The organism is Mesorhizobium sp. M0047, from assembly GCF_040323315.1.
Taxonomy (GTDB): domain Bacteria; phylum Pseudomonadota; class Alphaproteobacteria; order Rhizobiales; family Rhizobiaceae; genus Mesorhizobium.
The window spans coordinates 1-25,543 of sequence record NZ_JAMYUW010000016.1 but is presented as its reverse complement, the minus strand read 5'-3'; the positions used below and the strand labels follow the sequence as shown (position 1 = coordinate 25,543).

The window sequence follows — 25,543 nt, the reverse complement described above, 5'->3', positions numbered from 1 at the left end:
GCACTTTTGAGTAACCTGCTTGGAGCCATTCGGACCGAAGCGTGCATGGCGCTTTTTCGGATTGATCCGGTGCTCAAACAAAAAGATAGTGCGGCGCTGCGACTGCAAATGGTCGCGTGCCGTTCTAGATTCGGGTTCTGATGCTTTCCAGACTGTCGATCCGCGATATCGTCCTGATCGAGAAGCTGGATATCGACTTCCAGCCGGGTCTTTCCGTGCTGACCGGCGAAACCGGTGCCGGCAAATCCATCCTGCTCGATGCCTTGTCGCTGGCGCTCGGCGCGCGCGGCGACGCATCGCTTGTGCGCCATGGCGCTGCGCAAGGACAGGTCATCGCCGTCTTCGACGTGCCGCGCAACCATCCGGCCCGCATGCTGCTTGCCGACAACGCCATCGAGGATGACGGCGACATCATCCTGCGCCGCTTGCAGACGGCGGATGGCCGCACCCGCGTTTTCGTCAACGATCAGCCCTCAAGCGTCACCTTGATGCGCGATGTCGGCCGCGCGCTGGTCGAGATCCATGGCCAGCACGATGAACGCGCGCTGGTCGATCCCGGCGCGCACCGCGAGGTGCTCGACGCCTTCGGCGGCCATCTCGGCGCTGTTCGCTCGACGGGCGAGGCATGGCGGCACTGGCGCGCCTGCGAGCAGGAGCTGTCGCGACACCGTGCCAAGGTGGCGGCGGCCGCGCGCGAGGCCGACTATTTGCGCGCAGCGGTCGCGGAGCTGACAAAGCTCGATCCGCAGCCGGGCGAGGAGACCGACCTCGCAGAATTGCGCGCGTCGATGATGCGGGCCGAAAAGATCGCATCGGAAATCCATGATGCGGAGGATGTGCTGTCCGGCCCGTCCTCGCCCTTGCCGCAATTGGCGAGCCTGCTGAGGCGGCTGCAGCGCAAGGTGACGGAGGCGCCGGGCTTGCTCGATGACGTGGTCAAGTCGCTCGACGAGGCGATGCTGTCGCTCGACGCGGCGCAATCGGGCGTCGAGGCAGCGTTGCGCGCCACCGAATATGATCCGCAACGGCTGGAGAAGGCGGAGGAGCGGCTGTTTTCGCTGCGCGCCGCCTCGCGCAAGCACAGCGTCGCCGTCGATGACCTGGCGCAGCTGCGCGACACGATGGTTGCCGACCTTGCCGATCTCGATGCCGGCGAGGAACGCCTGCACGGGCTGGAAAGGCAGGCCGCAGCGGCGCGCGAGACCTATGACATTGCCGCCGCGCAGCTATCCTCGCTTCGTCATGCGGCGGCTATCGGTCTGACCAAGGCTGTCATGGCGGAATTGCCGGCACTGAAGCTCGAACGTGCCGCCTTTATCGTGGAAATGACGAGCGAGGCCGAGAGCCGCATGGAAGACGGCATCGACCAGATCGAATTCTGGGTGCGCACCAATCCAGGCACGCGGCCCGGGCCGATGATGAAGGTGGCTTCCGGCGGCGAGCTTTCGCGCTTCCTTTTGGCGCTGAAGGTGGCGCTGGCCGATCGTGGCTCGGCGCCGACGCTGGTCTTCGATGAAATCGACACCGGCGTGGGCGGCGCCGTCGCGGACGCCATCGGCCAGCGGCTGGCGCGATTGTCGAAGCGCGTCCAGGTGCTCTCGGTCACGCACGCGCCACAGGTAGCGGCGCGCGCGGCGACGCATTTCCTGATCTCCAAATCCGGTACCACCGACCGTGTCGCCACCGGCATTGCCGAGATGGACCGGCCGGCGCGGCAGGAAGAGATCGCGCGCATGCTGGCCGGTGCCACCATCACCGACGAGGCCCGCGCCGCCGCCGAGCGGCTGCTGCGTGAGAACACCGTCGCTTCCTGACGGCGCTGCTTGCGGATCGGGAATTGCTTCCAGCTGGTCAAATCCGGCGGCCCAACAGAGTCAGCATATGGCTCCATCCCGCTGTTTAGGCGTGGTTTTGTCAGAATTTCAGCTCCCGTCCATCCGAATCCTGATCTATTGTCCCGAGCCAACAGCAGCCAGGTGCAAAACCATGTCCGAGAAGCCAGTTGATGCCCTGACCGAAATCGAGGCCGAAGCCGAGCTGAAGCGCCTGGCGGAACAGATCGCCGAGCACGACCGGCGTTACCACACCGAAGACGCGCCTGTTATCTCGGACGCCGAGTATGACGCGCTGGCGCGGCGCAATCTCGCCATCGAGGAGCGCTTTCCGGCGCTGGTGCGCGAAGATTCGCCCTCGCGCAGAGTTGGCGCGGCACCGGCGGAAGGCTTTACCAAGGTGCGCCATGCGGTGCCGATGCTCAGCCTCGCCAAGGCCTATACCGACCAGGATGTCATCGATTTCATCGAGCGCGGCCGGCGGTTCTTCGACCGCGACAAGGACCTCGACATCGCCTTCACGGCCGAGCCGAAGATCGACGGGCTGTCGGCTTCGCTGCGCTACGAAAAGGGCGTGTTCGTGCAGGGTGCGACGCGCGGCGACGGTGCCGTCGGTGAGGACATCACCGCCAATTTGAGGACGATCGCCGACATCCCTGCGAAACTGAAAGGCTCGGGCTGGCCCGAAATCATCGAGATCCGTGGCGAGGTCTACATGACCTATGCGGAATTCGAAGCGTTGAAGCAACGCTCGGCGGCAGTCGGCGGCCAGGACTACGTCAATCCGCGCAACACGGCGGCCGGGTCGCTGCGCCAGAAGGATCCGTCCGTCACCGCCAGCCGCAACCTCAAATTCTTCGCCTATGCCTGGGGCTACACGACAGCGGATCCTGCTCCGACCCAGTATGATTCGGTGCAGAAGTTCGCGGAGTGGGGATTCAAGATCAGTCCTCTGATGGTACGGGCGAAATCGGCGGATGACCTGATCGAGCATTATCATCGGATCGAGGAGCAGCGCTCGGCGCTGGGCTACGACATCGACGGCGTCGTCTACAAGGTCGACCAGTTGGAGCTGCAGCGCAGATGGGGGTTCGTCACAGGCGAGCCGCGCTGGGCCGTCGCGCACAAATTTCCGGCCGAACAGGCGATGACGACCGTGCTCAAGATCGATATCCAGGTCGGCCGCACGGGGACGCTGGCGCCGGTTGCGCGGCTGGCGCCGGTCACGGTCGGCGGCGTCGTGGTCGAGAACGTCACGCTGCACAATGAGGATTACATCAAGGGCTTGGACAGCACCGGCCAGCCGATCCGCGACGGCATCGACGTGCGCATCGGCGACACGGTGGTGATCCAGCGGGCCGGCGATGTCATTCCGCAGATCGTCAGCGTCGTCATCGACAAGCGGCCGCCCGACGCCGTGCCATACGAGTTCCCGCACACCTGTCCGATCTGCGGTTCGCCGGCGACGCGCGAGATCAACGAGAAGACCGGCAAGGAAGATTCCCGCCGGCGCTGCACCGGCGAACTGATTTGTCCGGCGCAGGCGGTGGAAGGATTGCGCCACTTCGTGTCACGTGGCGCCCTGGATATCGAAGGCCTGGGGGCGGAGAACATAGACATTTTCTTCAATGCGGGATTGATCAAGACTGCCGCCGATATCTTCACGCTCAGGGATCGGCGCCCGGCGGTCACCAGGGCACTCGCTGAACGGCGCGAGGAGCAGGCGAGGCAGCGCGAGGCCGCATCGGGCAAGACGCGCAAGAATGTACGCAGCGTCGAGGATCGCAATTACGAAGGGTTAGACAAGCTGTTCGCGGCGATCGACTCGCGCCGCGAGCCGGAACTCGACCGTTTCATCTTCGCACTCGGCATCCGCCATATTGGCGAAACGACGGCCGCAGTGCTTGCCCGGACGTTCTCGACCATCGAGGAGTTGATCCGCGTCGGCAAGGAAACAGCGGCCGCTGCCGATCCGCACAGTGTCTTCCCGTCGGTCAACGGCATCGGCGACACGGTTATCAATGCGCTGCGCGATTTCTTCGGCAATCAACGCAATGACGACGCGCTCGACGCGCTGCTCAAGCAGGTCAAGCCGAAGCCTTATATCGTCAACGTCTCGGCCGACAGCGAGGTCGCCGGCAAGACGATCGTATTCACAGGCTCGCTGGAGAAGATGACACGCTCCGAAGCCAAGGCGATGGCGGAGCGTCTCGGCGCCAAGGTTGCAGGCTCGGTTTCGGCGAAGACCGATCTCGTCGTGGCCGGGCCCGGTGCCGGCTCCAAGCTGAAGCTCGCCAGCGAACACGGCATCGAGGTGATCGACGAGGACGCCTGGCTGGCGCGGATCGGCAAGGCATGACTGGATCGTTCACCGGCTTCGGCGCCAAAGCCATTCCGTTCCTTAAGGCACTGGATTTCCACCAGAGCCGCGAGTGGTTCCTGGCGAATCGCGACATTTTCGAAAAGGATTTGCGCGATCCCTTCGGCGATCTTGTCGAGACGCTGACGGAGCGCTTCGCGAAGGCCGGCATCGGCCTGCGCGGCGACCGCAAGAAATCACTGTTCCGGATCAATCGCGACGTGCGCTTCGCCAAGGACAAGCGGCCCTACAACCGGCATCTGTCGGCCATCCTGTCGCCCGACGGCACCAAGATGGAGCAAGGGGTGTTCTACGTGCATATCGGGCTGGAGCGCTGCTTTGCCGGCGTCGCCTGGTGGCAGCCGGAGCCGGCGCTGCTGCTGGCGATGCGAAAAGCCATCGCGACAAGGCCGGACGATTTTCGCGCCCTGGTGGCGGCGTTGAAGAAGAACCGTCTTGAACTCGAGACCGAAGGCCGCATGAAGCGCACCCCACGCGGCTTCGAGCATATCAGCGATGCAGATCTGGTCGCCGCTATCGGCAACCGGCATTTTGTCGTCCAGCACCTCATCGATCAGGAGGGAATTCATGAGGCTGATCTGGTCGACGAGCTCGTCGATTTCACCTTGCGTGCCAAGCCGCTGCTCGACTGGGGCCGAGCGATCGAGGGCAAGGTTTCGGAGCATTGGGCCACCCCATAGCCGTTTCGGCTTTCAAGTCGAAGCGAAGGCCGATGCACGGCCTGGTTGCTTTGTGAGTGCAGCTATGTATTTAGCCATGGTGCTGATTTGCGCCAGTAACCCGCCGCAGAGGCGGGTTTTGCGTTTCGGGTCCTGGCGCCGTCCTGCACAGCCGATGAAGCACAGGCGAGTGCGCCTGTAGGGCGCCAACTGAATCAGGGAATCACACGGCGCGCGTATCGCGGCCTTGCTAGATCAGGACATATCAGTTTCGCTGATTTGTTGGCTCAAGCGAATTCGTCTGACTTTTCAACCGCGCACCCCTAAATACCGGCGCGACGTTAGGAATGTGACATGTCGGCTGAGACCTTGACTACGAATTCCGTGAACAGCGATTTCTGGCAAGGTGTTCGGCTCTCGATGCCTGTCGTGGTGGCGTCGGCGCCGTTCGCGGTGTTGTTCGGCGCGCTCGCCGTCGACAATGGCTTCTCGGTCCTCGAAGCCTTCCTGATGAGCGCGCTGATCTTCGGTGGCGCCAGCCAGATGGTCGGCATCCAGCTGTTTGGCCAGCATGTGGCGCCGTGGTTGATCGTGCTGTCGATCTTTGCCGTCAATTTCCGCCATGTGCTCTATTCCGCCGGCATCGGCCGGCGCATCGCGCACTGGCCCGTCATCAGCCAAGCGCTCGGCTATTTCATCCTTACCGATCCGCAGTTCGCGGTGGCCGAGGCGAGGGCGCAATCCGGCCAGACGGTCGGCTTTGCCTGGTATCTGGGACTTGGACTGCCGGTCTACCTGTTCTGGATCGTCGAAAGTGCGCTTGGCGCGGTGTTCGGCAAGCTTATCCCCGACACGCATGCGCTGGGCATCGACTTCCTGCTGCCGATCTACTTTCTTGGTCTCGTGCTGGGCTTCCGCAAGCGGCCGCTGTGGCTGCCGGTGGTCATCGCCAGTGGCGCCACATCGATCATCGCCTACAAGACCGTTGGCTCGCCCTGGCATGTCTCGATCGGCGCGATTGCCGGTGTGCTGCTGGCGGTCATCCTGCCTCCCCACCACAGCGGCGTGAAGGCACGGCCATGAGCACGACATTCTGGATCATCATCGCCGGCGCGATCGCCACCTATCTCACGCGCATTGGTGGGCATCTGGTCATCTCCCGCTTCGACACCATCCATCCGCGCGTCGAGGCAGGCCTCAATGCCGTGCCGGCGGCGGTGCTGACGACGCTTGTGGCGCCGGAGCTGTTGAATGCCGGACCGGCGGAATGGGCAGCGTTGGTCGTCACATCAGTGGTTTCGCTGCGTGGCGGACTGATGTCGATGTTCCTGGCGGGGGCTGCGGTGTTGATTTTGGCGCGGCAGGTTGTGGGGTAGCTGCTCCTCAAGGAGATTTGCGAAGGTCGCGAAACTGCCAATCTCCCCCCATGTGGGGGAGATGTCCGGCAGGACAGAGGGGGGCGTGAAGGATCGCCAACGTCATTTGTCCCACGACCAAGCCAAAATAATCCCAGGGCGCAATTGCAAATCGATCGAGAGGTCGGCGGGACAGCGCCCCCCTCTGCCCTGCCGGGCATCTCCCCCACGAGGGGGGAGATTGGCTGCCTCACCGTTCAATCAAATCTTGGCGTCGTGGGGCAGCGGCGCCGTCGCTTTCTCCAGCCAGGCCAGCGTCTCGCCGTCGAGCATCGGTCCGATCTCGGCCAGCACGCGCGCATGATAGGTGTCGAGCCAATGCAGCTCGTCGCGCGTCAGCAAATCCGATCGCACCAGCCTGGTATCGATCGGCGCCAGCGTCAGCGTCTCGAAGCCGTGCATGGCGATATCGCCGCCCTCGATCGCTTCGGCCGGCGTGACCAGAATGAGGTTCTCGATGCGAATGCCGTAGGCACCTTCCTTGTAGTAGCCCGGCTCGTTGGACAGCATCATGCCTTCCAACAGTTTTTCGGTGCCGGTGCGGGCAATGCGCTGCGGCCCTTCATGCACGGCCAGATACGAGCCGACGCCGTGGCCGGTGCCATGGGCGAAGTCGCAGCCGTGCTTCCACAGCGCCATGCGGGCGACGGCATCGATTTCCGAGCCGCGCGTGCCGGCGGGGAAGCGCAGTGTGGAAATGCCGATCATGCCTTTCAGCACCAGCGTGAAACGCTCGCGCATCTCCTCAGTCGGCTGGCCGATCGGCACGGTGCGCGTGATGTCGGTGGTGCCGTCCTGATACTGCGCACCGGAATCGAGCAGGAACAGTTCGCCGGCCTTAAGCTTTCGGTTGGTGGCGCGCGATACGCGGTAGTGCATGATGGCGCCGTTCGGGCCGGCGCCGGAAATGGTGTCGAAGGCGACGTCGCGCAGCGGCATCTGGGTTTCTTCACCTGTCTGCCGGCGCGTCTCCTCCAGCCTGGTGACGACGGATATCTCGTCGAGCGAGCCGGGCTTCTGCCGCTCCAGCCAGCACAAAAGCTTCGCCACGGCGGCGCCATCACGGCGATGCGCGGCGCGCGAGCCGTTGATCTCGGCCTGGTTCTTGGTGGCGCGCGGGATGCGGGCGGGGTCGGGTGCCGCAACCACCGTGCCACCATTGGCCTCGACCAGCATGCGCAGCCTGTCAGCGGCCAGCACGGGGTCGAGCGCGATTTTCGCGCCACTCTTGGCGAGGGCCACGATCGCCGCTTCGAATTCGCTGGGCTCATGCGGTTCGGCGAGCTGGGTGAGGTAGGCCGCGACCTGACGCGAGAATTTGCGCCGGTCCATGAAAAGCTGGTGCGACCCGCCGGCGGCGAGGATGGAGAAACCAAGCGCCAGCGGCGTGTGCGGCACGTCGCCGCCACGGATATTGAAGGCCCAGGCGATGGAGGAGGGGTCGGTGAGCACCGCGTGGGTGGCGCCGTCCTTGGCGATCGCGGCCGCCAGCCGCGCCAGCTTGTCCTTGGCGAGTTCGCCGGCAAAGCCGATCGGGTGAAGTTCGACGGGTGCCACCGGCGCGTCCGGCTGATCCTTCCAGATGATGTCGATCGGGCTCTTGTCGAGCGGCACCAGCACCGCGCCCGACTTGTCGGCCGAAGCCTGCAGCGCCTTGACCTCGCTGATCGTGTGCAGCCACGGGTCGAAGCCGAGCCGCGCGCCCTTGCCTAGATTGTCCTTGAGCCAGACGGCGGGCGGGTTATCGACCAGGCTTTCGATTGCAAAAATGTCGAGATCGACCTCGCCCCGCACCTGCAGCGTGTAGCGCCCATCGACGAAGACGAAGGCGCGGTCGCGCAGGACGATGGCGACGCCGGCCGAGCCACTGAAGCCGGTCAGCCATTTCAACCGCGCCGAACGATCGGCGACATATTCACCCTGGTGCTCGTCGGCGCGCGGCACGATGAAGCCATCCAGCCCGTTGGCTTCAAGCCATTGGCGCAGCAGCCCCACGCGCGGTTTGCCGACGGCCGGGTCGCCCGCGGAATCGAAGGTCTGGAACATGGTGGCCTCCTGCAGTCAGCACAACCGTAGCGTAAGGTCGCGGAAACCGGAATCGATTTCCGGCAGCGGCAAATTGCTACGGCATCGCTTGGCTGACAACCGGCGGACCTTGGTCCAAGCTCGTTGTCGGCTTCAATGTTTGAGGTGGATCGTCACCCAGCCTTCGCGATGCAGGGTCCTGACATGCCGGAAGTTCTGGCCGACATAGGCCGAGACGACGGCGTCGCGCTGCCGCTCGAGGATGCCCGACAGCACGATCGAGCCACCGAGGGCGATGTGATCTGCCATTTGCGGGGCCAGCCGCATCAGCGGCCGTGCCAGTATGTTGGCGACGATGAGATCGAAAGGCGCGCGTTTGCCGAAGATCGGGTGGTGAAAGCCTGGAGCGGTCACCGTTTCCACCAGCGCCTTGACGTGGTTGAGCCGCGCATTGGCGGCCGCCACTCTCACCGCCACAGGATCGATGTCGGTGGCCAACACGGGAATACGCGCCAGCTTGGCGACGGCAATTGCCAGCACAGCACTACCGGTGCCGAGGTCGAGCGCGTTGCGCGGGTGCTCGCGCCGGACCACTTTTTCCAGCATTTCCAGGCAGCCGGCCGTGGTGCCGTGGTGACCGGTGCCGAAGGCGAGGCCGGCCTCTATCTCGATTGCGAACTCGCCGCTATGGCGTTTTTTGCGATCATGCGAGCCGTGGACGAAGAAACGGCCAGCGCGCACCGGCTTCAGCCCTTCCAGCGAGCGTGCCACCCAGTCGATGTCAGGCAGGCTCTCGCGCTCGATCGGCTTCGACAGGGAAAGGCCAGCAAGGATGTCCTTCAAGCGGGCCTCGACCGCATCGACGTCGCCATCGGCGTAGAGCGACACTTCGTGGATGTCATTGTCCTCGTCGACCTCAAGCAGGGCGATTGGCAGGCCTTCATCCTCGAAGGCCGCTTCGAGCGCATCGAAAATGCGGATCGACTCGATCTTTCCGATGGAGAAGTAGAGGCGCGTCTGGGTCATGAAATGATGATCAGCTTTTCGCCGCCAGCAGCTTCAGCTTGGTCATGGCCGTTTCCGAACTTTCGCCATAGGCGATGGTGCCGGCAAAGTCACCCTTGGCGTTGAGCAGCAGCACCGAAGCCGTGTGGTCCATCGTGTAGTCGCCGTCGCCCGTGTCGACCTTCTTCCAGTAGATGCCGAACGACTTGGCCATGGCATGGACCTTGTCTGGATCGCCTGTGATGCCTGTGATCCGATCGGAGAAATTGCTGACATAGGCGTTCACCACCTCTGGCGTGTCGCGCTCCGGATCGATCGAGACGAAATAGGCGTGCAGGTTCTTGCCGTTGTCGCCGAGCGTCTTCAGCCAACCGGCCAACTCGAACAGCGTGGTCGGGCAGACCTCGGGGCAATGGGTGAAGCCGAAGAAGACGACGCTGGGCTGACCCCTGAAGGCAGCCTCGGTGATCGGCGCGCCTTTCTGGTCGACCAAGGTAAAGGCGGCGCCGAAAGGCTCGCCGCCATAGTGGCCGCGGTACCAGTCGAAGGTCAGCCAGCCGATGCCGGCCGCCATCAGGACGAGAATGCCGATCAGGATAGAACGCATCATCAGTAAGGTCCGTCTTGCAATTTCTTCGGCGTGCCGGCCAAGACCAGGCGAGCCCTTGGTTCGGCGAACAGTCTTAGCGGTTTGACCGGGTACACGCAAAGGTGCCGCGTTGACGCAACCGGCCATGGCGGATGCGGCGTTTTCATCCGGAGCCGCCGCTTGCAATGCCGTGCTCTTCGCCCCACCTGAGACCGGCAAACTCGAACCCCGGAGGCTATCTTGCAAGGATCGATTGGGCGAAAACTGCTCGGCGGCGCCCTAGCCGCGTGCCTTGTCCTCGGCGCCGGTGCGGCCCTTGCCGATGAAGTCGGCAAGGTCGGGGTCGACTGGCTCGGCAACGACATCGTCGTCGAGGCGATCAAGGATCCGAAGGTGGAGGGCGTGACCTGCCACGTCTCCTATTTCGATCGCGGCATCATCGATCGCCTGCACAAGGGCAACTGGTTCGAGGATCCGTCCGATTCCTCGATCTCCTGCCGCCAGACCGGTCCGATCATCATCGGTGACATCGACGTGAGCGAGAGCGGCGAGGAAGTGTTCAAGCAAGGCATCAGCCTGATCTGGAAGAAGCAGGTGGTGAACCGCATCTACGACGAGGCCAACGAGACGCTGATCTATCTCTCGCATTCGCGCCAGGTGCAGAACGGCTCGGCCAAAATGTCGGTCACCACCGTGCCGCTCTATGGCCAGAACGTGGTCTGGAGCAAAGGCAAGCCTCAATAGGGGCTTCAGCTCTTTCGCGGAACCGGTAGACGGACGATTGGTCCCGCTTGCGGGACCAATCGCTCTGACGTAAAGCCGCCGGCATGGATCGTTCCGAAAATCTCGTCCCGAAGGATTCCGAGCCGCGCATCCATCCGACCGCGGAACTGAAGGCGTGCAAGCTTGGCCGCTATGCCTCGATCGGTGAGCGGGTGGTGCTGCGCGAGGTGAGCGTCGGCGACTTCTCCTATTTCGAACGCCATTCGGAAGCGATCTACACGACGATCGGAAAATTCTGCTCGATCGCCGCCAACAGCCGCATCAATGCTCTGGAGCATCCCATCGAGCGGCTGACACAGCACAAGGTCGGCTACCGGCCGAACGAGTATTTTCGCTGGCTGGGCGTCGATGCTGCATTCCGCGCACGGCGGCAGGCGAAAGCAGTCACCATCGGCCACGATGTCTGGATCGGCCATGGTGCGGTGATCATGCCCGGCGTCACCATCGGCAATGGCGCCGTCATTGGTGCCAACGCGGTGGTGACGCAGGACGTGGCGTCCTATGCAATCGTTGCAGGCGTGCCGGCGAAGGCGCTCAGATCTCGCTTTCCGGCCGTCATCGCGGCCCGGATCGAAGCTCTCGCCTGGTGGGATTGGCCGGTCGAAAAGCTCGCCAGAGCGGTTCCCGACATGCAGGCAATGCCGATCGAGGCATTCCTTGACCGCTGGGAAAACGAGGGGGCCTGACCTTCCGCAGATGCGGCTCAGTTGGCGGCCAATCGACGCCCAAGGCTTACCGGATCGGCGTCTCGCCACGAAACAGCGGCTGGTGCGCCCGCATCAAGGCGGCAATCCGGTCGGCTATCTTTCGTACCGGCGGGGAGTGACGTTCCTCGTGATGGGTGACGATCCATTGGTCGGTTTCGAGTTCGGAGATAGGCTGAGCGACGCGAACCAGGCGTGGGTCGCCGTCACCGACGAAGCAGGGAAAGACCGAAAGGCCGGCGCCGGCGGCCACCAGTTCGCGCACCGAATGGGTGTTGTTGCCGCGCACGGCGATGCGGTCGCCGTGATGGGCCTGTAGCCAGCGCGCTGAGGCAATGTTCGCCCCTTCGCCGGTGACGCCGACGAACAACCCGGCGGCGATGCCGTTGATCAGGTGGCGCCCGGAATAAATGGCGTGGGCGACCTTGCCGCTCTGACGGCCGGCCAGCCACTGCTCGGTCGGGCGGTCGCTGCGGATACCGATGTCGGCGGCACGGCGACCGATGTCGACCCGGTCGGTGGTGGTGACGAGCTCCACCCTTATGCCGTCGTCGACTGTCCAGATCTCGCCGATATGGGCGGAAACGAAGGCCGAAGTCCACGGCCCGGCAGACACACGGACAATGCGGTCGGGCAGGCTTCCTTCGCGCCAGCGGGTCAGCGACTGCATCGCTGCCTCGACGTCTTCGGCGCGCCGCAGCAGTTCTTCACCGACCGGGGTCAGCCGGTAGCCGGTCTGCTGACGCACGAACAGCGGTTCGCCGATTTGCCTTTCGAGCGCGGTGACGCGTCGTCCAAGGGTGGCTGCGCTGAGGCGCGTGGTTCCTGTCGCTGCACTCAAGCCACCCAGCCGCGCAACGACGAGAAACAATCTTAGATCGTCCCAGCCGATGTCCATTTTGCAGAAATGAAAAACTCCTTGCGACCGTGGCTGTAGCGCGAGCCGGTATCACGCGCAAGTATGCAGGCATTGGAAGCATTGGACAATCCTGCTTGGCGGGATAGCGACAAGCGCCTCGGCTGGCTGACGAGCCAGCGCAATCCTTTCGATCGCGCATGCGCTTCGCGCAGATGCTTTGCGCTTTCGACCAACCCGAGCGCGCGGCCACTTTGCGCGCCAAAGGAGACGATCATGTTGTACGAACTTCGATCCCATTTCGCCCGCTGGCTTGCCTATCGCCGGACGCTTGCGAGCTTGAGGCGGGCCCCGGACAGCACATTGGCAGACGCCGGCATTTCTCGCGAAGAGATCCGCGAGCGTGCCCGCCACGCCAGCTTGCGACTTTGAGACAAAGGAGGCGGGCAGATGATGGTGCTTTGGGAAGATCGCTCGGTACCACGCATCGGGATCTGGCGGTCGTGGTGCCGTCCGGCGCTTCAGGGGAACCGTTCTGCGCACTCTCCGGAGTGAAACCCCTTCCGCCATGCGGGGGTGGCGCGGCGGAAGGGGCCGCCGTGAAGCGGGAGGAGCAGGCACTCTTGCCTGCACCGTTACTGTGCCAGTAAACTCATAAAGTGTGTCTTTGCCGCTATTCTCCCTATGCGTGTGTTCAATTGTATTTTGTTTGCGCCGGGAACCTCGTGCGGTCGCCGGTTGTTTCTCATCGCGCGGCAAGGGACTTCGATAGATGGAAAAGCACTTCACCAAGATCGCCAACTGGGTCGCTCATGTAGCCGGCCTGCCGCTGACATTTGCCGTCTGCTGCCTGATCGTCGTCGTCTGGGCGATGACCGGTCCGTTCTTCGGCTTTTCGGATACCTGGCAACTGGTGATCAATACTGGCACAACCATCATCACCTTCCTGATGGTGTTTCTCATACAGAACACCCAGAACCGCGACGGCGCAGCGATCCAGGCCAAACTCGACGAACTGATCCGGGTCGGCAAGGGCCACAACCACTTCATCGGTATCGAACACCTGACCGAATCCGAAGTCGAGGAAATTCGCGAAAAATGCGAGCGTGCGGCGAAGCGGCATGACGAGAACATCGCCGCCATGGCGGCCAAGAAGGCCGTGGAGCAGAAGCGCGGGTCGAAAAAGCACGCGGCCTGAAGATCAGCCTTTCATGAACGCCGCGAACGACTCCTTGTAGTCCGGGTGCCAGCGCGAAAGGGCAGGGCGGTTTTCGATGATGTCGCCGATCGCCCACGCCATGCGCTTCTCATCCAACGGCCGCGCCGCCTCATTGTCCGGGCACAAGATGTAAAAGTCGCCCCTGGTCAGCGATTCCAGCATGAAATCAATGACCTGTTCGCCGGTCCAGGCGCCAGCCGGTTTTTCCGTCGCGCCTTCGGTCAGGCCAGTATAGGTGAAGCCGGGGATCAGCAGATGGGCTGCGACATGGGCGCCGGGTTCGTTGCGTAGTGCATGCGCCAGGCCCTCGGTGTAGGTCTTCACCGCGGCCTTGGAGACATTGTAGGCGAGGTTGCCGGGCGGCGTGGTGATGCCTTGCTTGGAGCCGGTATTGACGATCAGGCCTGGCTTGGCCGAGGCCAGCATACGCGGCGCGAAGGCCCCGACGCCATGCATGATGCCCCAGAAATTGATGTCCAGCAGTCGTTTCCAGGCATCGCGGTTTTCCCAGGGCTTTCCGGGATTGTCGCCGACGCCGGCATTGTTCATCAGCAGCGACACATCGTCGAAGGCGCCGAACGCCCTTTCGGCGAGGCGGTCCACCTCATCCGCCTTCGAAACGTCGGCGGCGACGGCAAGCACGGCATCATCTCCGGCAATCGCGGCGACGGCTCGCGAGGCGTCGTCAAGGCGCGCGCCGCCAATGTCGGCCAGCACGATCTTCATGCCCATCAACGCAAGCCGCTTGGCGGCCGCAAGACCGATGCCGCTGGCGGCGCCAGTGATGACGGCGGCGTTGCCTCGGCCAAGCGCGGGCAGGACTGTCTGGATCTCGGCGTCGGTCATCATGGGCGATGGTTCCTTCTTTCGATGGCGCCGAACTTAGCGCCCGAACGGGCTTGCGCAAGCCTCTGATCGCCCTGTTTGGGTTGACCAGTCCGGTCGAGGCTGCGCATGTTGTCCCGGCAAAAAGGAGCTTTTGCCCGGGGCAAACGGAGATTTCCTGATTGACGGACTGGGTCGCAATTCTCAGGGAACAGACCACCATCGGTGACCAGATGGGGCGCGAGGTGCCGCAGATGCTGGCCAACCCCGACATTAGCGAAGCCCAGGTGAAGACGCTGTTCTCGGCGCTGGAAAAACAGGCCGAATTCGTCGAGAAGCTGCGCATGGCGCTGGAAAAGTTCGGCCATGATTTCTCGATCATCAAGGCCGCGGAACGGCTGGAGGAGCGCTATGCCGACCTTGCCGCAGCAGTGGCGGAAAAGCTGAAGGCAATGCGCAAGTAGGAACTATTTTTCGAGCACCCGTGCGAAACGCCTATCCGGCACGAGCCATATCGTTGCGACCAGCACATACAGCGCGACGCCGATCCACTGGCTGACGAAGGTCAGCACGACGGCTGCGACGTAGATAGCCAGCGAGATCTTTCCCTTGCGGTCACGGCCCAATGCCTTGGCAAAAGCGGTGTCGTTGCCGTGCAGGCGATGCAGCGCGGCGGCCAAGATCGAATAGGCGATGGCGCACAGCACCAAGTCGATGCCGTAGACGGCGACCGGCACCGGCGCAAAGTGGTTCTCGCCCATGAAGGCCGTCGTCACCGGCATCAGCGACAGCCAGAACAGCAGGTTGAGGTTCGCCCACAGCACGCGGCCGTCGACCCGCTGCACGGTGTGGAACATGTTGTGCAGATTGTTCCAGTAGATGCCGACATTGATGAAGGACAGCACGTAGCTGAAGAAGACCGGCCACAATGGCAACAAGGCTTCGACATCCTCGCCATGCGGCACTTTCAGCTCAAGTACCATGATGGTGATGATGATGGCCACGACGCCATCGGTGAACGCCTCGACCCTGCCTTTGCCCATAAATCCTCCCTTCTGCCGGCACAGGTTACGGTACGAAATCCAAAGACGCCATCTCTCGAGTTGAGTGTTCAACAACGAGCTTGTGGCTCGGGCAACGCCCACCGTGCTGTCAGGAGGCCGGCCTGCCGGTCGGAACGTCGCGGATGAACGTGCGTTAAGGTCGCGATCCCCGAAACCGGTAATGAGGTTGGCCATGGCCATTCGCGATTTGGCCCGTACGCACAATGAAACTCGCGGCGATGCTCTTGCAATCCCCACCGTCGCCGCGATGATTGCCGTGCTGTTTGCCGGCAGCACCATGCTGACGCCGCTCTACATCATCTACAAACAGCAATTCGGCTTTTCACAAATCACGCTGACGCTGATCTACGCGGTGTATGTCGTCGGCAACCTGGCAGCACTGCTGATGCTGGGCGGCATCTCGGATGTTGTCGGGCGCCGGCCCGCGAGCCTGGCGGCCATGCTTGTCGCCATCATCAGTGCGCTTGTCTTCCTGTTTGCCGGAAACGTCGTCTCGCTCGACGTGGCCCGCATTCTGAGCGGGCTCGGCATCGGCGTTGGCGCGGGGACCGGAACCGCATGGATTGCCGAGCTTCTTCCCGGCGCGGACAAGTCGCGCGCCAGCGTCATCGCCACCAGCACCAATTTCCTCGGCCTCGGTCTTGGCGCCTTGATTTCAGGACTTCTGGCTGAGTACGAGCCCTGGCCGTTGCGGCTGGTCTTCATCGTCTATCTGGCGGCACTCGCGGTGGTGACGATCCTGGTCTGGCGCACCCGTGAAACGGTGGCGAGGCCGGGTGGCCTCAAGCACGTTTCCATCCGGCCGCAGCTCTCCGTGCCGGAGGATATCCGCGCGCGCTTCGTCGCGCCGGCGGTCACCGGCTTTGGCGCGATGGCGCTGGTCGGCTTCTATGCCGCCGTGGCGCCGAGCATACTGGCACAGCAGCTGCATGAGACCAATCACGCCGTCGCCGGCGCGCTGTTCTTCGAACTGGCGATCGTCACAGCGATCGGCATCGTGGTTCTGATGCACATGAAGAGCAACAAAGCGATGCTGGTTGCGCTGGCATTGATGATCCCAAGCGTCTTGTTGGTGGTGGCGGCACAAATGCTGGCTTCGCTGGCGTTGATGATCGTGGCGACAGCCTGTTGCGGCGTGGTGGCGGCGCTCGGCTACCGTGGTGGCCTGCAGGTGGTAAACGAGATCGCGCCGCAGGATCGCCGCGCGGAGGTGGTGTCCAGCTTCTTCATCTGCTGCTTCGTCGGCAATGCCTTGCCCGTCATCGGCATCGGCATCGTTTCGACCTATGCCAATTCTATCGCCGCTAGCCTGGCCTTCGCCGGCATGATTATCATATTTGCGGTGGTGGCGCTGGCCTTCGGGCTGAAACACAGGCGTTGAGACGAGGCGACGCTCGGGCTCAGCCGTTCGGCATTTCGGGCGCCATGTTGGCGCGCTGGCGCGGCACGCCGAGCCCGGTATCCGGTGGCTCGCCGGCAGCTGGCCTGTTCTCGATCATGTGCAAGGTGCGCCAGCCGCCGAAGCGGTAGTAGGCGGCCGCCAGAACCAGCGAGGTGATCGAGCCGGCCGGAAAACTCCACCACAGAGCCTCCTCGCCGAACACGCCGCGCATGAAATAGGCAAAGCCGGTGCGCACGACCAGCACCGAGATCACCAGGATGATCAGCGGCGGCATCACGGCGCCCGTGGCGCGCACCGTGGCAAACAGCACGATGGTGATACCGAACAGGATGAACGACCACGACGCGATGGTGTTGACGTGGCTAGCGATATCGATCGCAGCACTATCGCTGCTCAGGAACAGGCTCAGCATCGGGCGGTCGAAAACGGAAAGCACGGCAACCAGTGCGCCCGTCAGGGCCAGGTTGAAGCCGACGCCGGAGGCGGCGATGCGACCGATCCGGTCCCAGCGCCCGGCGCCGACATTCTGCGCCGCCATCGAGGAGACCGCGGCGCCGATGGCGAGCGCCGGCATCTGGATGTAGGTCCATAGCTGCGCGGCGATGCCGTAGGCAGCGGCGACTTGCGAACCGTAGGAGTTGACCATGCCCATCACAGTCAGCGCTGCTGCCGAGATGACGATCATCTGCAACCCCATCGGCAAGCCCTTGAAGACGACGATGCGCAGCAAGGAGGGGTCGGGCCGCAGCAAAGCGAGATCGGCGCTGGCCAGCCGCAACGGATGCTTGCGCCCATAGAGCACGATGAGGATGGCGATCACGCTCACCGCCTGGCCGATCAGCGTGGACGTGGCGGAACCGGCGATTCCGAGTTCGGGAAACGGCCCTATGCCGCGGATGAGCAGCGGGTTGAGGATGATGTCGAGGACGACGGCCAGCGCCATGAAGAAGAAGGGCGTGCGTGAATCGCCGGCACCGCGCAACACGGTCATGACGAAGGACAGAAGGTTCATCATCGGCACGGCGATGAAGATGATGCGCAGGTAGGAGCGGGCCAGCGGCAGGGCGTCGGCCGGCGTGCCCAGCGCGCCCAGGATGGCGTCGACCCAGATCCAGCCGCAGACCGCGAACACCACCGAGACGAGGAAGAAGAAGGTAGCGCTGGTGCCGACGATACGGCGTGCCTCCGGAAGGTCGCGGGCGCCGACCGACCGGGCCACCAGGATGGTGGCCGCCATGCCGATGCCGAACACCGTGCCGAGGATCAGGAACAGGACCAGGTTGGCATTGGAGGTGGCGGTCAGCGCCGATTCGCCGAGGAAACGGCCGACCCAGACGGCGTTGATCGACCCGTTGAGCGACTGCAGCACGTTGGAGCCGAGCACCGGCAGTGCGAACAGCAGAAGCGTGCGCGGAATCGGCCCGCTGGTCAGGTCGCCGGTGCGGCGGCGCGAGGGCATTTTTTCGTCCATGGCTGGCAACTCGGCGAAGGTTTATCTCAAGAGCGGTTCACCGTTTCACGGAAACGGCGAACCGCTCTCTCTTTGTTTCGACGCAATTCCGGACGGAAAACCGCTACGCACTTTTCCTGGAATTGCTCAAGTCCGGTCCACGATGATCGCCGATTCCACGGGACAGTCATGCCGTGATCTAATCATGTTCTCAAAACTTCCGGAATGGGATATTGATCCTTGATGCGTGGGGCCGCATTCCTACTACATCTTGGATAGCCGGGGGGTTGATGTCCGATATTCCGCTGTTTTCTGAGCGCCTGAGCCGGCGTGCGTTTCTCGGTGCATCTGCTTTGGGGGCCGCCTCCGTGGCTCTTTCGGCGTGCACCACGACGGACGTTGCGCCGCCGCCGGTGGCCGCACCGCCAAGCGATCCGGGCTTCGGCGATACCGCAAGCATGTATGCGGCGCGCACCGACGAGGGCTATCAACTGCCTGCAATCCCGGTGGCCAAGCTCGATCCGAAATTCGTGCGCCAGATCGTGTCCGACCCGACCGGAGAGAAACCCGGCACGATCGTCGTCGATACGTCCGAGCACTTCCTCTATCTGGTGGGCGATGGCGGCAAGGCTATCCGTTATGGCGTCAGCCTCGGCAAGGCCGGTTTCGGATGGACCGGCAGTGCCGTGGTTCAGGCGCGGAAGAAATGGCCGGTCTGGACACCGCCGCCGGAAATGATCCTGCGCCGGCCGGAATTGGCGAAATACAAGGACGGCATGCCGCCAGGCCCGCAGAGCCCGCTCGGCGCCCGCGCGCTGTATCTGTTCCGGGACGGCAAGGACACGATGTACCGGCTGCACGGCACGCCGGAGTGGGATTCCATCGGCAAGAACGCATCGTCGGGCTGTGTGCGTTTCATGAACCAGGACATCATCGACCTTTACAGCCGGGTCAACGGCGTCGCGCCGGTCTTCGTGCGCCCCAATCTGTCGGCTGCCGGCAAGATCATGGCCGTTTCGAGCAGGACCGCCGAGCCGATCGATGCGGGCGTGCCAAGGGACGCGGAGATGTTGAAGTAAGCCGTCACGATCCCTCAGGCGGACGCGCTCAGCGCGCCCGCCTTTGTGTTGTCGTTACTTCTTGGCCAGACCCGGCAGCGTGACCTGGTAGACCAGGAACATGGTGTCGACATCGGCGCCGTCCTCGGCCTTGTAGGGCGCACCGATCTGGAAGCCGTCCTGGGCGAGGAAGTCGTTGTCGTTGGCGACGAACAGGAAATAGTCGTCGGGCAGTTTCGGATCGAGCACGCTGACCACCGACATCGCCTCCCACTTCTCCGACAGGTTGTTCTTGTCGTTTGGCGCGCCATTATGCAGGCCGAAGCGGCCGAGTTCGGCACTATCGTTGATATCGATGAACGGCGTCAGTTTTGCCGGCGTCACCGACGGGTCGAGCACGCCCTTGGGCGCCAGCGGCTTGTCGGCGGCATCGAAGGCGCCGCCGGCAATATCGGTCGCGGCCGAGACGTCGACGACGAAGATCTGGCGCACCAGCGAGGTGTCGCCTTTCACGCCCTGGCCGTTGCCGCTGTCGCGCGCCAGCATCAGGAAGGCCTGATCCGACAACGCCACGATCTCGCTTTGCGCGGCGATCTTGGTCTTGCCCTTGGCATCCTTGAACACCGGCAGCGGCACGACATACTCATGCGCTAGCTTGAGATGGGCGAGGTCGGAAGCGTCATAGACCAGCGCCCTGGTGTTCTGGCGGGTCGAGGCGGAATCGCCGCCATCCTGCCGGGGCGCCGACTGCAGCACGGCGATCAGGAACTTGCCGTCGGGCGTCATCGCCATGCCTTCGAGGCCCTGGTTGTTCTGGCGGCCGGTATCGGGATCCTTCGGATCGGGCTCGGCCGCACCCGGGCCGGGATTGTCGGAGGCGAAGTTCGGCGCGCCGTGGCGCATCGGCACGAGGGCGGCGGGCGGCTGGGTCGCCGACAGCAGATGTCCGTCGGCGGAGAACCGGTAGATGTTGGGGCCGTATTCGTCCGAGATGAACATGGTGCCGTCGGGCAGGCGCGCGATCGCCTCGTTGTCGAGCGCCAGCTTGCCGCTGGCTTCGGGCAGGATCGGCATGTCGCCGCTTGCCGCGCGCACGCCGTTGAGCGGATCGAGGCCGGTGGCATCGGCACCCTTGTCGTCGGTGAGAAGCATGGTGTCGGCAAGCGTTGCCTTGACGCCCGTCTGCTCCTGGCCGGCAGCCGGTGCGGTGCCTGGTGCTGCCGGGGTAAACTCGATGCCGATAGTGTTGAGGCGCGGCCGGTAGTCGGTGGTGCCGACGACATTGTAACCGCGGTCCGGCAGCAGCCAGAGCGAGCCTTTGTAGCCGCCCGCATCACGTGTCCAGCTGGCGGTGTCGATCGACATGCCGGAGCCCGAGCCGAAGGTCTCGCCGAACTTGTCGCGCTGGGCGGCCGGGATGCGGCCGACGCCGACCAGTCCCTTGTTGACGAGGCCGCCGATCGTCGCGGTGCTGTCGGCGAGCGCCGGCGTCAAGGCGGCGAACAAGGCCAGCGCGACGCCGAGCGACGCGGTTCGGTGCAGGTGTTTCATGGATGAACCTCTTTGTGAGATGCGCCGAAGCGGCCGCAGGACGAAAAGCTGATAGAGGTGCAACATTGATGATGCCGCGCGCTCCCGAAACGCGGTCTACGGCGCGAACATGATGCTTGCGTGACAGCGCACGATGCATGCCTGCCGTCTTTTCTACGCGACGACAAAAAAATGCGATTGGCGGAAAGAATTAATCACTTCGTCAGGACCTGGTCGACGACCGACATCTCGAATGCGCAGGCCGCGCACGGGACCCGTCATTCCCGGATATTCATGGAATTGGCCGAGGCGGGCGAGAAGCCGGTCGATCGAAACGCGTTTATCGGACCGCGCAGCATCAGTCGCTGTCGCGCGCCACCAGCTCCAGCGGCCAGACCTCGCGCATGATCCGCGGACCATCCGGGCCGGCGAAGGCGGGCAGCGACGCCAGCAGCATTTCGGCGAGCCGCTGTCCCATCGGCTCCAGCGCCGGGCGGAAGGCGGTCAGCGCCGGCGAGAAGTAGCGGCAGAGCGGCGTGTCGACGATGACGGTCACCGCCATGTCGTGACCCGGCCTGATGCCCATCTCGGCCAGCGCCTTGCAGCCGCCAAGCGCCATCGCGTCATTGTTGAAGATGATGGCGGTCGGCGGGTCCTTGGAGCGCATCACCTGCGGCGTCATTTCGTAGCCTGCGGCCTCGTTGATGAAGCCGGACGCAATCAGCTCGGGGTCGACCTCGATGCCATGCCGCCGCAAGGCCTTGCGGTAGCCGGTCAGGAACAGATAGCCGAAATTGAGGTCGAGCGACGGGCGGATGGCGGCGATGCGGCGGTGGCCGCGCGCCACGAGGCGGTCGACCGCATCGGCTCCGGCCTTTTCGAAATCGAGGTCGAGGGAAGGGTAGGACTTGGCTCCGGAGCGGCTGCGCCCGAGCGTGGCGAATGGGAAACCGACCTGGGTGAGATAGTCGATGCGCTCGTCCTCGCGCCGCGTCCAGGCCAGCACCACTGCATCGGCCCGGCGCGTCTCGACGACACGGCGCAGGCGCTCCTGCTGATAGTCGCCCGGAGCGCCCATGACCACGATCAGGTCGAGCCCGCTTTCGGCGAGCCTTGCCTGCAGCCCGATCAGGAGCGGAATGAAGAACGGCTCGCCATATTGCTGGTCGCCCGGATGCGGCTGCATCATGAAGGCGATCGAATGGGTGGCGCCTTGCCGCAAGCTGCGGCCGGATTGGTTCGGCGAGTAGTTGAGTGTCCTGGCCGCTTCGAGCACGCGTTGGCGCGTGTCGGCATTGACGTCGGCACGGCCGTTAAGGGCGCGCGACACCGTGCCGATCGAAATGTTCAGGTGACGGGCAAGATCGTGAATGCTGGATGCCAAATGACTGTTCTCCCCCTTATGTGGCTAGCACCGGCAGCCGCCCGGGCCAAGACGACAAGACGATTTTCGCGAGCGGCCAATTGACATTCTACGCCTTCGGGTGTGTTCTCGTAAACGTTTACGGAAAAACGTTTACGGCCATGCCGTGAATACCGTGACGATCGGTCTGGAGGGACCGAGAGGGAGGAGCACTGGATGATCAATGTCGTCTTGGTCGGCTGCGGAGCGATGAGCAAGGCCTGGCTCGATGCCGTGCGGCAGATCGACCGGCTCGCCATTGTCGGCCTTGTCGACCTCGACGCCGACAGGGCGCGAGCGAGGGCGCACGAATACGATCTCACCGGTGCCGTCATTGGAACCGATCTCGACGCCGTGCTCGACCAGACCCGGCCTGACGCGGTATTCGACGTGGTGGTTCCCGCCGCCCGGCGACAAGTCGCGCTTTCCGCCTTTGCCCATCATTGCCATCTCTTGACGGAAAAGCCGCTCGCCGACACTCCTGAGAATGCGCGGGCTATCGTCAAGGCCGCTCGCCAGGCCGGGCGCGTTCATGCCGTCGTCCAGAACCGCCGCTATGTCGCCAATGTCAGGCGCATCCGGAGGTTCCTGGACTCCGGCGCCATTGGTGCCGCCACCAGCATTCATGCCGACTTCTTCGTCGCGCCGCATTTCGGCGGCTTTCGCGAAGAGATGGCCCATGTCCTGCTGCTCGACATGGCGATCCACACTTTCGACGCCGCCCGTTACATGGTCGCCGGCGAGCCGGCCGGCGTCTATTGCCAGGAATGGGAGCCGGCCAATTCCTGGTACCGGCAGGGATCCTCGGCCAGCGCCGTCTTCGATCTCGGCGGCGGCAGACTGTTCACCTATGCCGGCTCATGGTGCGGCGCCGGTTTCCGCACAAGCTGGGAGGGCAGCTGGCGCATCGTTGCCGAGCGCGGCAGCCTCATTTGGGACGGCCATGACGTGCTGCAGGCAGAGGTCGTGGCGCCAGGCCGCGACGGCCTCTTCGACAAAACCCAGCCAATCGAAGTGCCGCCGCTCGATCCTGCCGACCGCGTCGACGGCCATCTCGGCATCATCCAGGATTTCATCCGCGCCATCGAGACCGGCACCGAGCCGGAGACGCGCGGTGCCGATAACATCAAGAGCCTGGCCATGGTTTTTGGCGCCATCGAGAGCGCCGAAACCGGCCGCCGGGTGACGATCGCAGAGGACGCACAATGACGCTAAACCCGCTTCTCGACATCAGGATAGGCACCATGGTGCGGGCCAACCTCGACGATCCGGCGGCCTACATCAAGGCGATCCTGCCGCTCGGTTTCGAGAGCATCCAGCCCTTCTTCTGGCAGACGCTGGGCGGCAAGGACTTGCCGCGTCTTGCCGGCCAGATCCGAGAGGCGATCGGCGATGCCGATGTCACCGTGTCCTCGCTCGGCGTATTCGGCAATCCGCTCGAGAGCGGCGATGTCGACCGCGGCGTGCTCCAGGCCTGGGAAACGGTGATCGACAACGCGCATCTGTTCGGCACCTCGATGGTCAGCGGCTTTACCGGCCGCCTGCGCGGCAAGCCGCTGACCGACAGCCTGCCGCGCTTCAAAGAGGTCTGGGGACCGCTGGCCAGGCGCGCCGCCGACAAGGGCGTGCGCATCGCTTTCGAGAATTGCGCAATGGACGGCAACTGGGCTCAAGGAGACTGGAACATTGCCCACAATCCCGACGCCTGGGAGCTGATGTTCAACGAATTGCCGAACGACAATCTGGGCCTCGAATGGGAGCCCTGCCACCAGCTTGTCTATTTGATCGATCCGATGCCGCAGATCCGCAAATGGGCGCCGCGCATCTTCCACGTCCACGGCAAGGACGCGACGGTACGCTGGGATGTCATCCGCGAGCACGGCGTGTTCGGTCGGCTGCCTTTCGTGCAGATGCGCACGCCGGGCTTCGGCGACAGCGACTGGACGCGGGTAATCAGCGAATTGCGGCTGGCCGGCTACAAGGGCGCCATCGACATCGAAGGCTGGCACGATCCGGTCTATCGCGGCGATCTGGAAATCACCGGGCAGGTGCGGGCGCTGGAATATCTGAAGCAATGCCGGGGAGGCGCCAGCTACCTGCCAAACCCGGTGTGAGAGCAGACCGGCGGGGGGAGCCAGCCGGAAAGTCTGCGGCATACTGCCGGAACGAATGTTGAAACCCTCGGATTGCGAGGACAAAAGGGAGGAACTTGCATGAGCATCGCGAAGAGAACGACACTTCTGCGCTCGACCGTCGTGGCGGCGGCCACGGCGCTTTGCGCCACAATTTCTACCTTGCCCGCACAGGCGCTCGACGCCCAATGGTGCAAGGATGTCCACATCCGTTTCTTTGTCGGCGGCGCCGAGGGCGACGCTTTCGGCACCATCGTCTACAATGGCGCCAAGCAGGCGGCGGCCGATCTCGGACCTAAGGTCGACTACATCTTCTCCCAGTGGGACGTTGAAAAGATGGTGCAGCAATTGCGAGAGGCGGTCGCGGTGAAGCCCAACGGCATCGCCATGATGGGCCATCCTGGCGACGGCGCGATCATGCCGCTGGCCGAGCAGGCGCACAAGGATGGCATCAAGATGATGTACCAGAACGTGCCGGTGCCGAAGGTGGTGGAAGCGTTCGGCGGCGGCTATGTCGGCGCCCAGCAGGAGCAACAGGGCCGCGCGCTCGGCGCCGAGGCGTTCAAGCTCGGCAAGCTCAAGGCCGGCGACAAGGCGATCATGATCGGCCCGTTCGAGAACGAGGCCCGCGGCGCGCGCGAGCGCGGCACGGTGGCGGCGCTCAAGGAGGCCGGCGTCGAAGTCATCCAGCTGTCGTCGCCGCCAAGTGGCGAATGGGCTTCCGATCCCAATCTGGCGATTCCGGTGATCACCGCGGCACTGCTCAACAATCCCGACGTCAAGGCGGTCGGTTATCCCGGCGGGCAGATGCTCGGCAATGTTCCGACCTACATGCAGGCGGCGGGACGCAAGGCGGGTGAGATCTTCAACTTCGGCTTCGACACCAGCCCTCAGATCGTCGAAGGTTTCAAGGGCGGCTGGGTGCAACTGACGGCCGACCAGCAGCCGTTCCTGCAAGGCTATCTGCCGATCCTCAGCCTCTGCCAGCAGGTGGTGCTCGGTCTGGCGCCGATGAATGTCGACACCGGCGCGGGTTTCGTCACGCCCGACAATTACGAGATCGTCGCCGAGCTTGCCAAGCAGGCGCTGCGCTGACCTCCCAAGCCGTGGGGGGGGGGGGGGGGGGGGCGCCGCGGGGGCGGGGCGGGGCCGCGCGGGCCACAGAGGAGGGGGGGGGCGCGGGGGCGGGGCGAGTCCTCCAGGGGGGCGCGAC

At 63.9% G+C, this 25,543-nt stretch carries 24 protein-coding genes; 15 read left to right on the top strand and 9 right to left on the bottom strand.

The genetic code is table 11. From position 1 onward, the window contains the following. Positions 1-140 precede the first annotated feature (140 nt). The 5 genes from recN to NKJ89_RS17215 all read left to right on the top strand — a co-directional run bounded on the left by recN (position 141) and on the right by NKJ89_RS17215 (position 6,247). Positions 141-1,814, top strand: a complete 1,674-nt coding sequence (gene recN, locus NKJ89_RS17235) for a DNA repair protein RecN (protein ID WP_352604165.1) — start codon at positions 141-143, stop codon at positions 1,812-1,814. A gap of 172 nt (positions 1,815-1,986) precedes the next feature. Continuing rightward, a complete protein-coding gene (gene ligA, locus NKJ89_RS17230; RefSeq protein ID WP_352604163.1) occupies positions 1,987-4,191 on the top strand; it encodes an NAD-dependent DNA ligase LigA in 2,205 nt (734 codons plus the stop codon). Next, entirely contained in the window at positions 4,188-4,892 is a 705-nt protein-coding gene (locus tag NKJ89_RS17225; RefSeq protein WP_352604161.1) for a DUF2461 domain-containing protein, read from the top strand. The genes ligA and NKJ89_RS17225 overlap by 4 nt, the downstream gene beginning before the upstream one ends. Positions 4,893-5,225: 333 nt before the next feature. Continuing rightward, positions 5,226-5,954, top strand: a complete 729-nt coding sequence (locus NKJ89_RS17220) for an AzlC family ABC transporter permease (RefSeq protein WP_352604159.1) — start codon at positions 5,226-5,228, stop codon at positions 5,952-5,954. Next, positions 5,951-6,247: an AzlD family protein gene (locus NKJ89_RS17215; RefSeq protein ID WP_023757022.1), complete on the top strand. Its 297-nt coding sequence runs from the start codon at positions 5,951-5,953 to the stop codon at positions 6,245-6,247. The genes NKJ89_RS17220 and NKJ89_RS17215 overlap by 4 nt, the downstream gene beginning before the upstream one ends. 240 nt (positions 6,248-6,487) lie before the next feature. Here NKJ89_RS17215 and NKJ89_RS17210 read toward each other — a convergent pair whose 3' ends face one another. The 3 genes from NKJ89_RS17210 to NKJ89_RS17200 all read right to left on the bottom strand — a co-directional run bounded on the left by NKJ89_RS17210 (position 6,488) and on the right by NKJ89_RS17200 (position 9,926). Further along, positions 6,488-8,332 (bottom strand): aminopeptidase P family protein, encoded by a 1,845-nt coding sequence (locus NKJ89_RS17210; protein ID WP_352604157.1) that lies wholly within the window; start codon positions 8,330-8,332, stop codon positions 6,488-6,490. Positions 8,333-8,464: 132 nt separating this feature from the next. Beyond that, a complete protein-coding gene (locus tag NKJ89_RS17205) occupies positions 8,465-9,337 on the bottom strand; it encodes a 50S ribosomal protein L11 methyltransferase (protein ID WP_023757024.1) in 873 nt (290 codons plus the stop codon). Between the two features lie 10 nt (positions 9,338-9,347). Further along, the gene (locus tag NKJ89_RS17200; RefSeq protein WP_352604155.1) at positions 9,348-9,926 is read right to left on the bottom strand and encodes an SCO family protein; all 579 of its coding nucleotides are present in this window, start codon (positions 9,924-9,926) and stop codon (positions 9,348-9,350) included. 219 nt (positions 9,927-10,145) lie between these two features. Here NKJ89_RS17200 and NKJ89_RS17195 point away from each other — a divergent pair, with 219 nt between their 5' ends. Both NKJ89_RS17195 and NKJ89_RS17190 read left to right on the top strand, forming a co-directional pair. After that, a complete protein-coding gene (locus tag NKJ89_RS17195; RefSeq protein ID WP_352604153.1) occupies positions 10,146-10,649 on the top strand; it encodes a CreA family protein in 504 nt (167 codons plus the stop codon). A gap of 83 nt (positions 10,650-10,732) precedes the next feature. After that, the gene (locus NKJ89_RS17190; protein WP_352604151.1) at positions 10,733-11,374 is read left to right on the top strand and encodes a DapH/DapD/GlmU-related protein; all 642 of its coding nucleotides are present in this window, start codon (positions 10,733-10,735) and stop codon (positions 11,372-11,374) included. 46 nt (positions 11,375-11,420) lie between these two features. Here NKJ89_RS17190 and NKJ89_RS17185 read toward each other — a convergent pair whose 3' ends face one another. After that, the gene (locus NKJ89_RS17185; protein WP_352604149.1) at positions 11,421-12,290 is read right to left on the bottom strand and encodes a LysR family transcriptional regulator; all 870 of its coding nucleotides are present in this window, start codon (positions 12,288-12,290) and stop codon (positions 11,421-11,423) included. A gap of 63 nt (positions 12,291-12,353) precedes the next feature. Here NKJ89_RS17185 and NKJ89_RS17180 point away from each other — a divergent pair, with 63 nt between their 5' ends. Together NKJ89_RS17180 and NKJ89_RS17175 are read left to right on the top strand one after the other, a co-directional pair. Next, positions 12,354-12,680 carry a DUF1127 domain-containing protein gene (locus tag NKJ89_RS17180; RefSeq protein ID WP_352604147.1) on the top strand — a complete coding sequence of 109 codons (327 nt, stop codon included), beginning with the start codon at positions 12,354-12,356 and terminating at the stop codon, positions 12,678-12,680. Positions 12,681-13,020: 340 nt separating this feature from the next. Next, positions 13,021-13,446: a low affinity iron permease family protein gene (locus tag NKJ89_RS17175; protein WP_352604145.1), complete on the top strand. Its 426-nt coding sequence runs from the start codon at positions 13,021-13,023 to the stop codon at positions 13,444-13,446. A 3-nt stretch (positions 13,447-13,449) separates the two neighbouring features. Here NKJ89_RS17175 and NKJ89_RS17170 read toward each other — a convergent pair whose 3' ends face one another. After that, a complete protein-coding gene (locus NKJ89_RS17170; RefSeq protein ID WP_352604143.1) occupies positions 13,450-14,316 on the bottom strand; it encodes an SDR family NAD(P)-dependent oxidoreductase in 867 nt (288 codons plus the stop codon). 158 nt (positions 14,317-14,474) lie between these two features. Between NKJ89_RS17170 and NKJ89_RS17165 the strand changes: the two genes are divergently transcribed. Then, positions 14,475-14,756 (top strand): hypothetical protein, encoded by a 282-nt coding sequence (locus NKJ89_RS17165; RefSeq protein WP_352604141.1) that lies wholly within the window; start codon positions 14,475-14,477, stop codon positions 14,754-14,756. 3 nt (positions 14,757-14,759) lie between these two features. Here the strand turns inward: NKJ89_RS17165 and NKJ89_RS17160 are convergent, their stop codons facing one another. Continuing rightward, positions 14,760-15,335, bottom strand: coding sequence for a TMEM175 family protein (locus NKJ89_RS17160; RefSeq protein WP_352604140.1), 576 nt, complete (start codon positions 15,333-15,335; stop codon positions 14,760-14,762). A 193-nt stretch (positions 15,336-15,528) separates the two neighbouring features. Here NKJ89_RS17160 and NKJ89_RS17155 point away from each other — a divergent pair, with 193 nt between their 5' ends. Next, a complete protein-coding gene (locus tag NKJ89_RS17155; RefSeq protein ID WP_352604138.1) occupies positions 15,529-16,737 on the top strand; it encodes an MFS transporter in 1,209 nt (402 codons plus the stop codon). Between the two features lie 19 nt (positions 16,738-16,756). On the opposite strand, the gene NKJ89_RS17150 is transcribed toward NKJ89_RS17155, so the two are convergent. Next, entirely contained in the window at positions 16,757-18,229 is a 1,473-nt protein-coding gene (locus tag NKJ89_RS17150) for an MATE family efflux transporter (protein WP_352604136.1), read from the bottom strand. A 269-nt stretch (positions 18,230-18,498) separates the two neighbouring features. Here NKJ89_RS17150 and NKJ89_RS17145 point away from each other — a divergent pair, with 269 nt between their 5' ends. Continuing rightward, on the top strand, positions 18,499-19,287 hold the full coding sequence (locus NKJ89_RS17145) for a L,D-transpeptidase (protein WP_352604135.1): 789 nt from the start codon (positions 18,499-18,501) through the stop codon (positions 19,285-19,287). Positions 19,288-19,341: 54 nt separating this feature from the next. Here the strand turns inward: NKJ89_RS17145 and NKJ89_RS17140 are convergent, their stop codons facing one another. Both NKJ89_RS17140 and NKJ89_RS17135 read right to left on the bottom strand, forming a co-directional pair. Beyond that, positions 19,342-20,817 carry an esterase-like activity of phytase family protein gene (locus NKJ89_RS17140; protein ID WP_352604133.1) on the bottom strand — a complete coding sequence of 492 codons (1,476 nt, stop codon included), beginning with the start codon at positions 20,815-20,817 and terminating at the stop codon, positions 19,342-19,344. 337 nt (positions 20,818-21,154) lie between these two features. Continuing rightward, on the bottom strand, positions 21,155-22,180 hold the full coding sequence (locus tag NKJ89_RS17135) for a LacI family DNA-binding transcriptional regulator (protein ID WP_352604131.1): 1,026 nt from the start codon (positions 22,178-22,180) through the stop codon (positions 21,155-21,157). A 195-nt stretch (positions 22,181-22,375) separates the two neighbouring features. Between NKJ89_RS17135 and NKJ89_RS17130 the strand changes: the two genes are divergently transcribed. The 3 genes from NKJ89_RS17130 (at position 22,376) to NKJ89_RS17120 (ending at position 25,425) form a co-directional block, all read left to right on the top strand. Beyond that, positions 22,376-23,407, top strand: a complete 1,032-nt coding sequence (locus NKJ89_RS17130) for a Gfo/Idh/MocA family protein (protein WP_352604129.1) — start codon at positions 22,376-22,378, stop codon at positions 23,405-23,407. Beyond that, the gene (locus NKJ89_RS17125; protein ID WP_352604127.1) at positions 23,404-24,312 is read left to right on the top strand and encodes a sugar phosphate isomerase/epimerase family protein; all 909 of its coding nucleotides are present in this window, start codon (positions 23,404-23,406) and stop codon (positions 24,310-24,312) included. The genes NKJ89_RS17130 and NKJ89_RS17125 overlap by 4 nt, the downstream gene beginning before the upstream one ends. Positions 24,313-24,411: 99 nt before the next feature. Next, positions 24,412-25,425, top strand: a complete 1,014-nt coding sequence (locus tag NKJ89_RS17120; protein WP_023757039.1) for a substrate-binding domain-containing protein — start codon at positions 24,412-24,414, stop codon at positions 25,423-25,425. The last annotated feature ends 118 nt before the right edge of the window (positions 25,426-25,543 follow it).

Excerpts from the sequence above, each read along its gene's own strand:
- recN (WP_352604165.1), top strand. The coding sequence starts at position 141 with ATGCTTTCCAGACTGTCGATCCGCGATATCGTCCTGATCGAGAAGCTG.
- ligA (WP_352604163.1), top strand. The coding sequence starts at position 1,987 with ATGTCCGAGAAGCCAGTTGATGCCCTGACCGAAATCGAGGCCGAAGCC.
- NKJ89_RS17225 (WP_352604161.1), top strand. The coding sequence starts at position 4,188 with ATGACTGGATCGTTCACCGGCTTCGGCGCCAAAGCCATTCCGTTCCTT.
- NKJ89_RS17220 (WP_352604159.1), top strand. The coding sequence starts at position 5,226 with ATGTCGGCTGAGACCTTGACTACGAATTCCGTGAACAGCGATTTCTGG.
- NKJ89_RS17215 (WP_023757022.1), top strand. The coding sequence starts at position 5,951 with ATGAGCACGACATTCTGGATCATCATCGCCGGCGCGATCGCCACCTAT.
- NKJ89_RS17210 (WP_352604157.1), bottom strand. The coding sequence starts at position 8,332 with ATGTTCCAGACCTTCGATTCCGCGGGCGACCCGGCCGTCGGCAAACCG.
- NKJ89_RS17205 (WP_023757024.1), bottom strand. The coding sequence starts at position 9,337 with ATGACCCAGACGCGCCTCTACTTCTCCATCGGAAAGATCGAGTCGATC.
- NKJ89_RS17200 (WP_352604155.1), bottom strand. The coding sequence starts at position 9,926 with ATGATGCGTTCTATCCTGATCGGCATTCTCGTCCTGATGGCGGCCGGC.
- NKJ89_RS17190 (WP_352604151.1), top strand. The coding sequence starts at position 10,733 with ATGGATCGTTCCGAAAATCTCGTCCCGAAGGATTCCGAGCCGCGCATC.
- NKJ89_RS17185 (WP_352604149.1), bottom strand. The coding sequence starts at position 12,290 with ATGGACATCGGCTGGGACGATCTAAGATTGTTTCTCGTCGTTGCGCGG.
- NKJ89_RS17180 (WP_352604147.1), top strand. The coding sequence starts at position 12,354 with ATGCAGGCATTGGAAGCATTGGACAATCCTGCTTGGCGGGATAGCGAC.
- NKJ89_RS17175 (WP_352604145.1), top strand. The coding sequence starts at position 13,021 with ATGGAAAAGCACTTCACCAAGATCGCCAACTGGGTCGCTCATGTAGCC.
- NKJ89_RS17170 (WP_352604143.1), bottom strand. The coding sequence starts at position 14,316 with ATGATGACCGACGCCGAGATCCAGACAGTCCTGCCCGCGCTTGGCCGA.
- NKJ89_RS17160 (WP_352604140.1), bottom strand. The coding sequence starts at position 15,335 with ATGGGCAAAGGCAGGGTCGAGGCGTTCACCGATGGCGTCGTGGCCATC.
- NKJ89_RS17155 (WP_352604138.1), top strand. The coding sequence starts at position 15,529 with ATGGCCATTCGCGATTTGGCCCGTACGCACAATGAAACTCGCGGCGAT.
- NKJ89_RS17150 (WP_352604136.1), bottom strand. The coding sequence starts at position 18,229 with ATGGACGAAAAAATGCCCTCGCGCCGCCGCACCGGCGACCTGACCAGC.
- NKJ89_RS17145 (WP_352604135.1), top strand. The coding sequence starts at position 18,499 with ATGTCCGATATTCCGCTGTTTTCTGAGCGCCTGAGCCGGCGTGCGTTT.
- NKJ89_RS17140 (WP_352604133.1), bottom strand. The coding sequence starts at position 20,817 with ATGAAACACCTGCACCGAACCGCGTCGCTCGGCGTCGCGCTGGCCTTG.
- NKJ89_RS17130 (WP_352604129.1), top strand. The coding sequence starts at position 22,376 with ATGATCAATGTCGTCTTGGTCGGCTGCGGAGCGATGAGCAAGGCCTGG.
- NKJ89_RS17125 (WP_352604127.1), top strand. The coding sequence starts at position 23,404 with ATGACGCTAAACCCGCTTCTCGACATCAGGATAGGCACCATGGTGCGG.
- NKJ89_RS17120 (WP_023757039.1), top strand. The coding sequence starts at position 24,412 with ATGAGCATCGCGAAGAGAACGACACTTCTGCGCTCGACCGTCGTGGCG.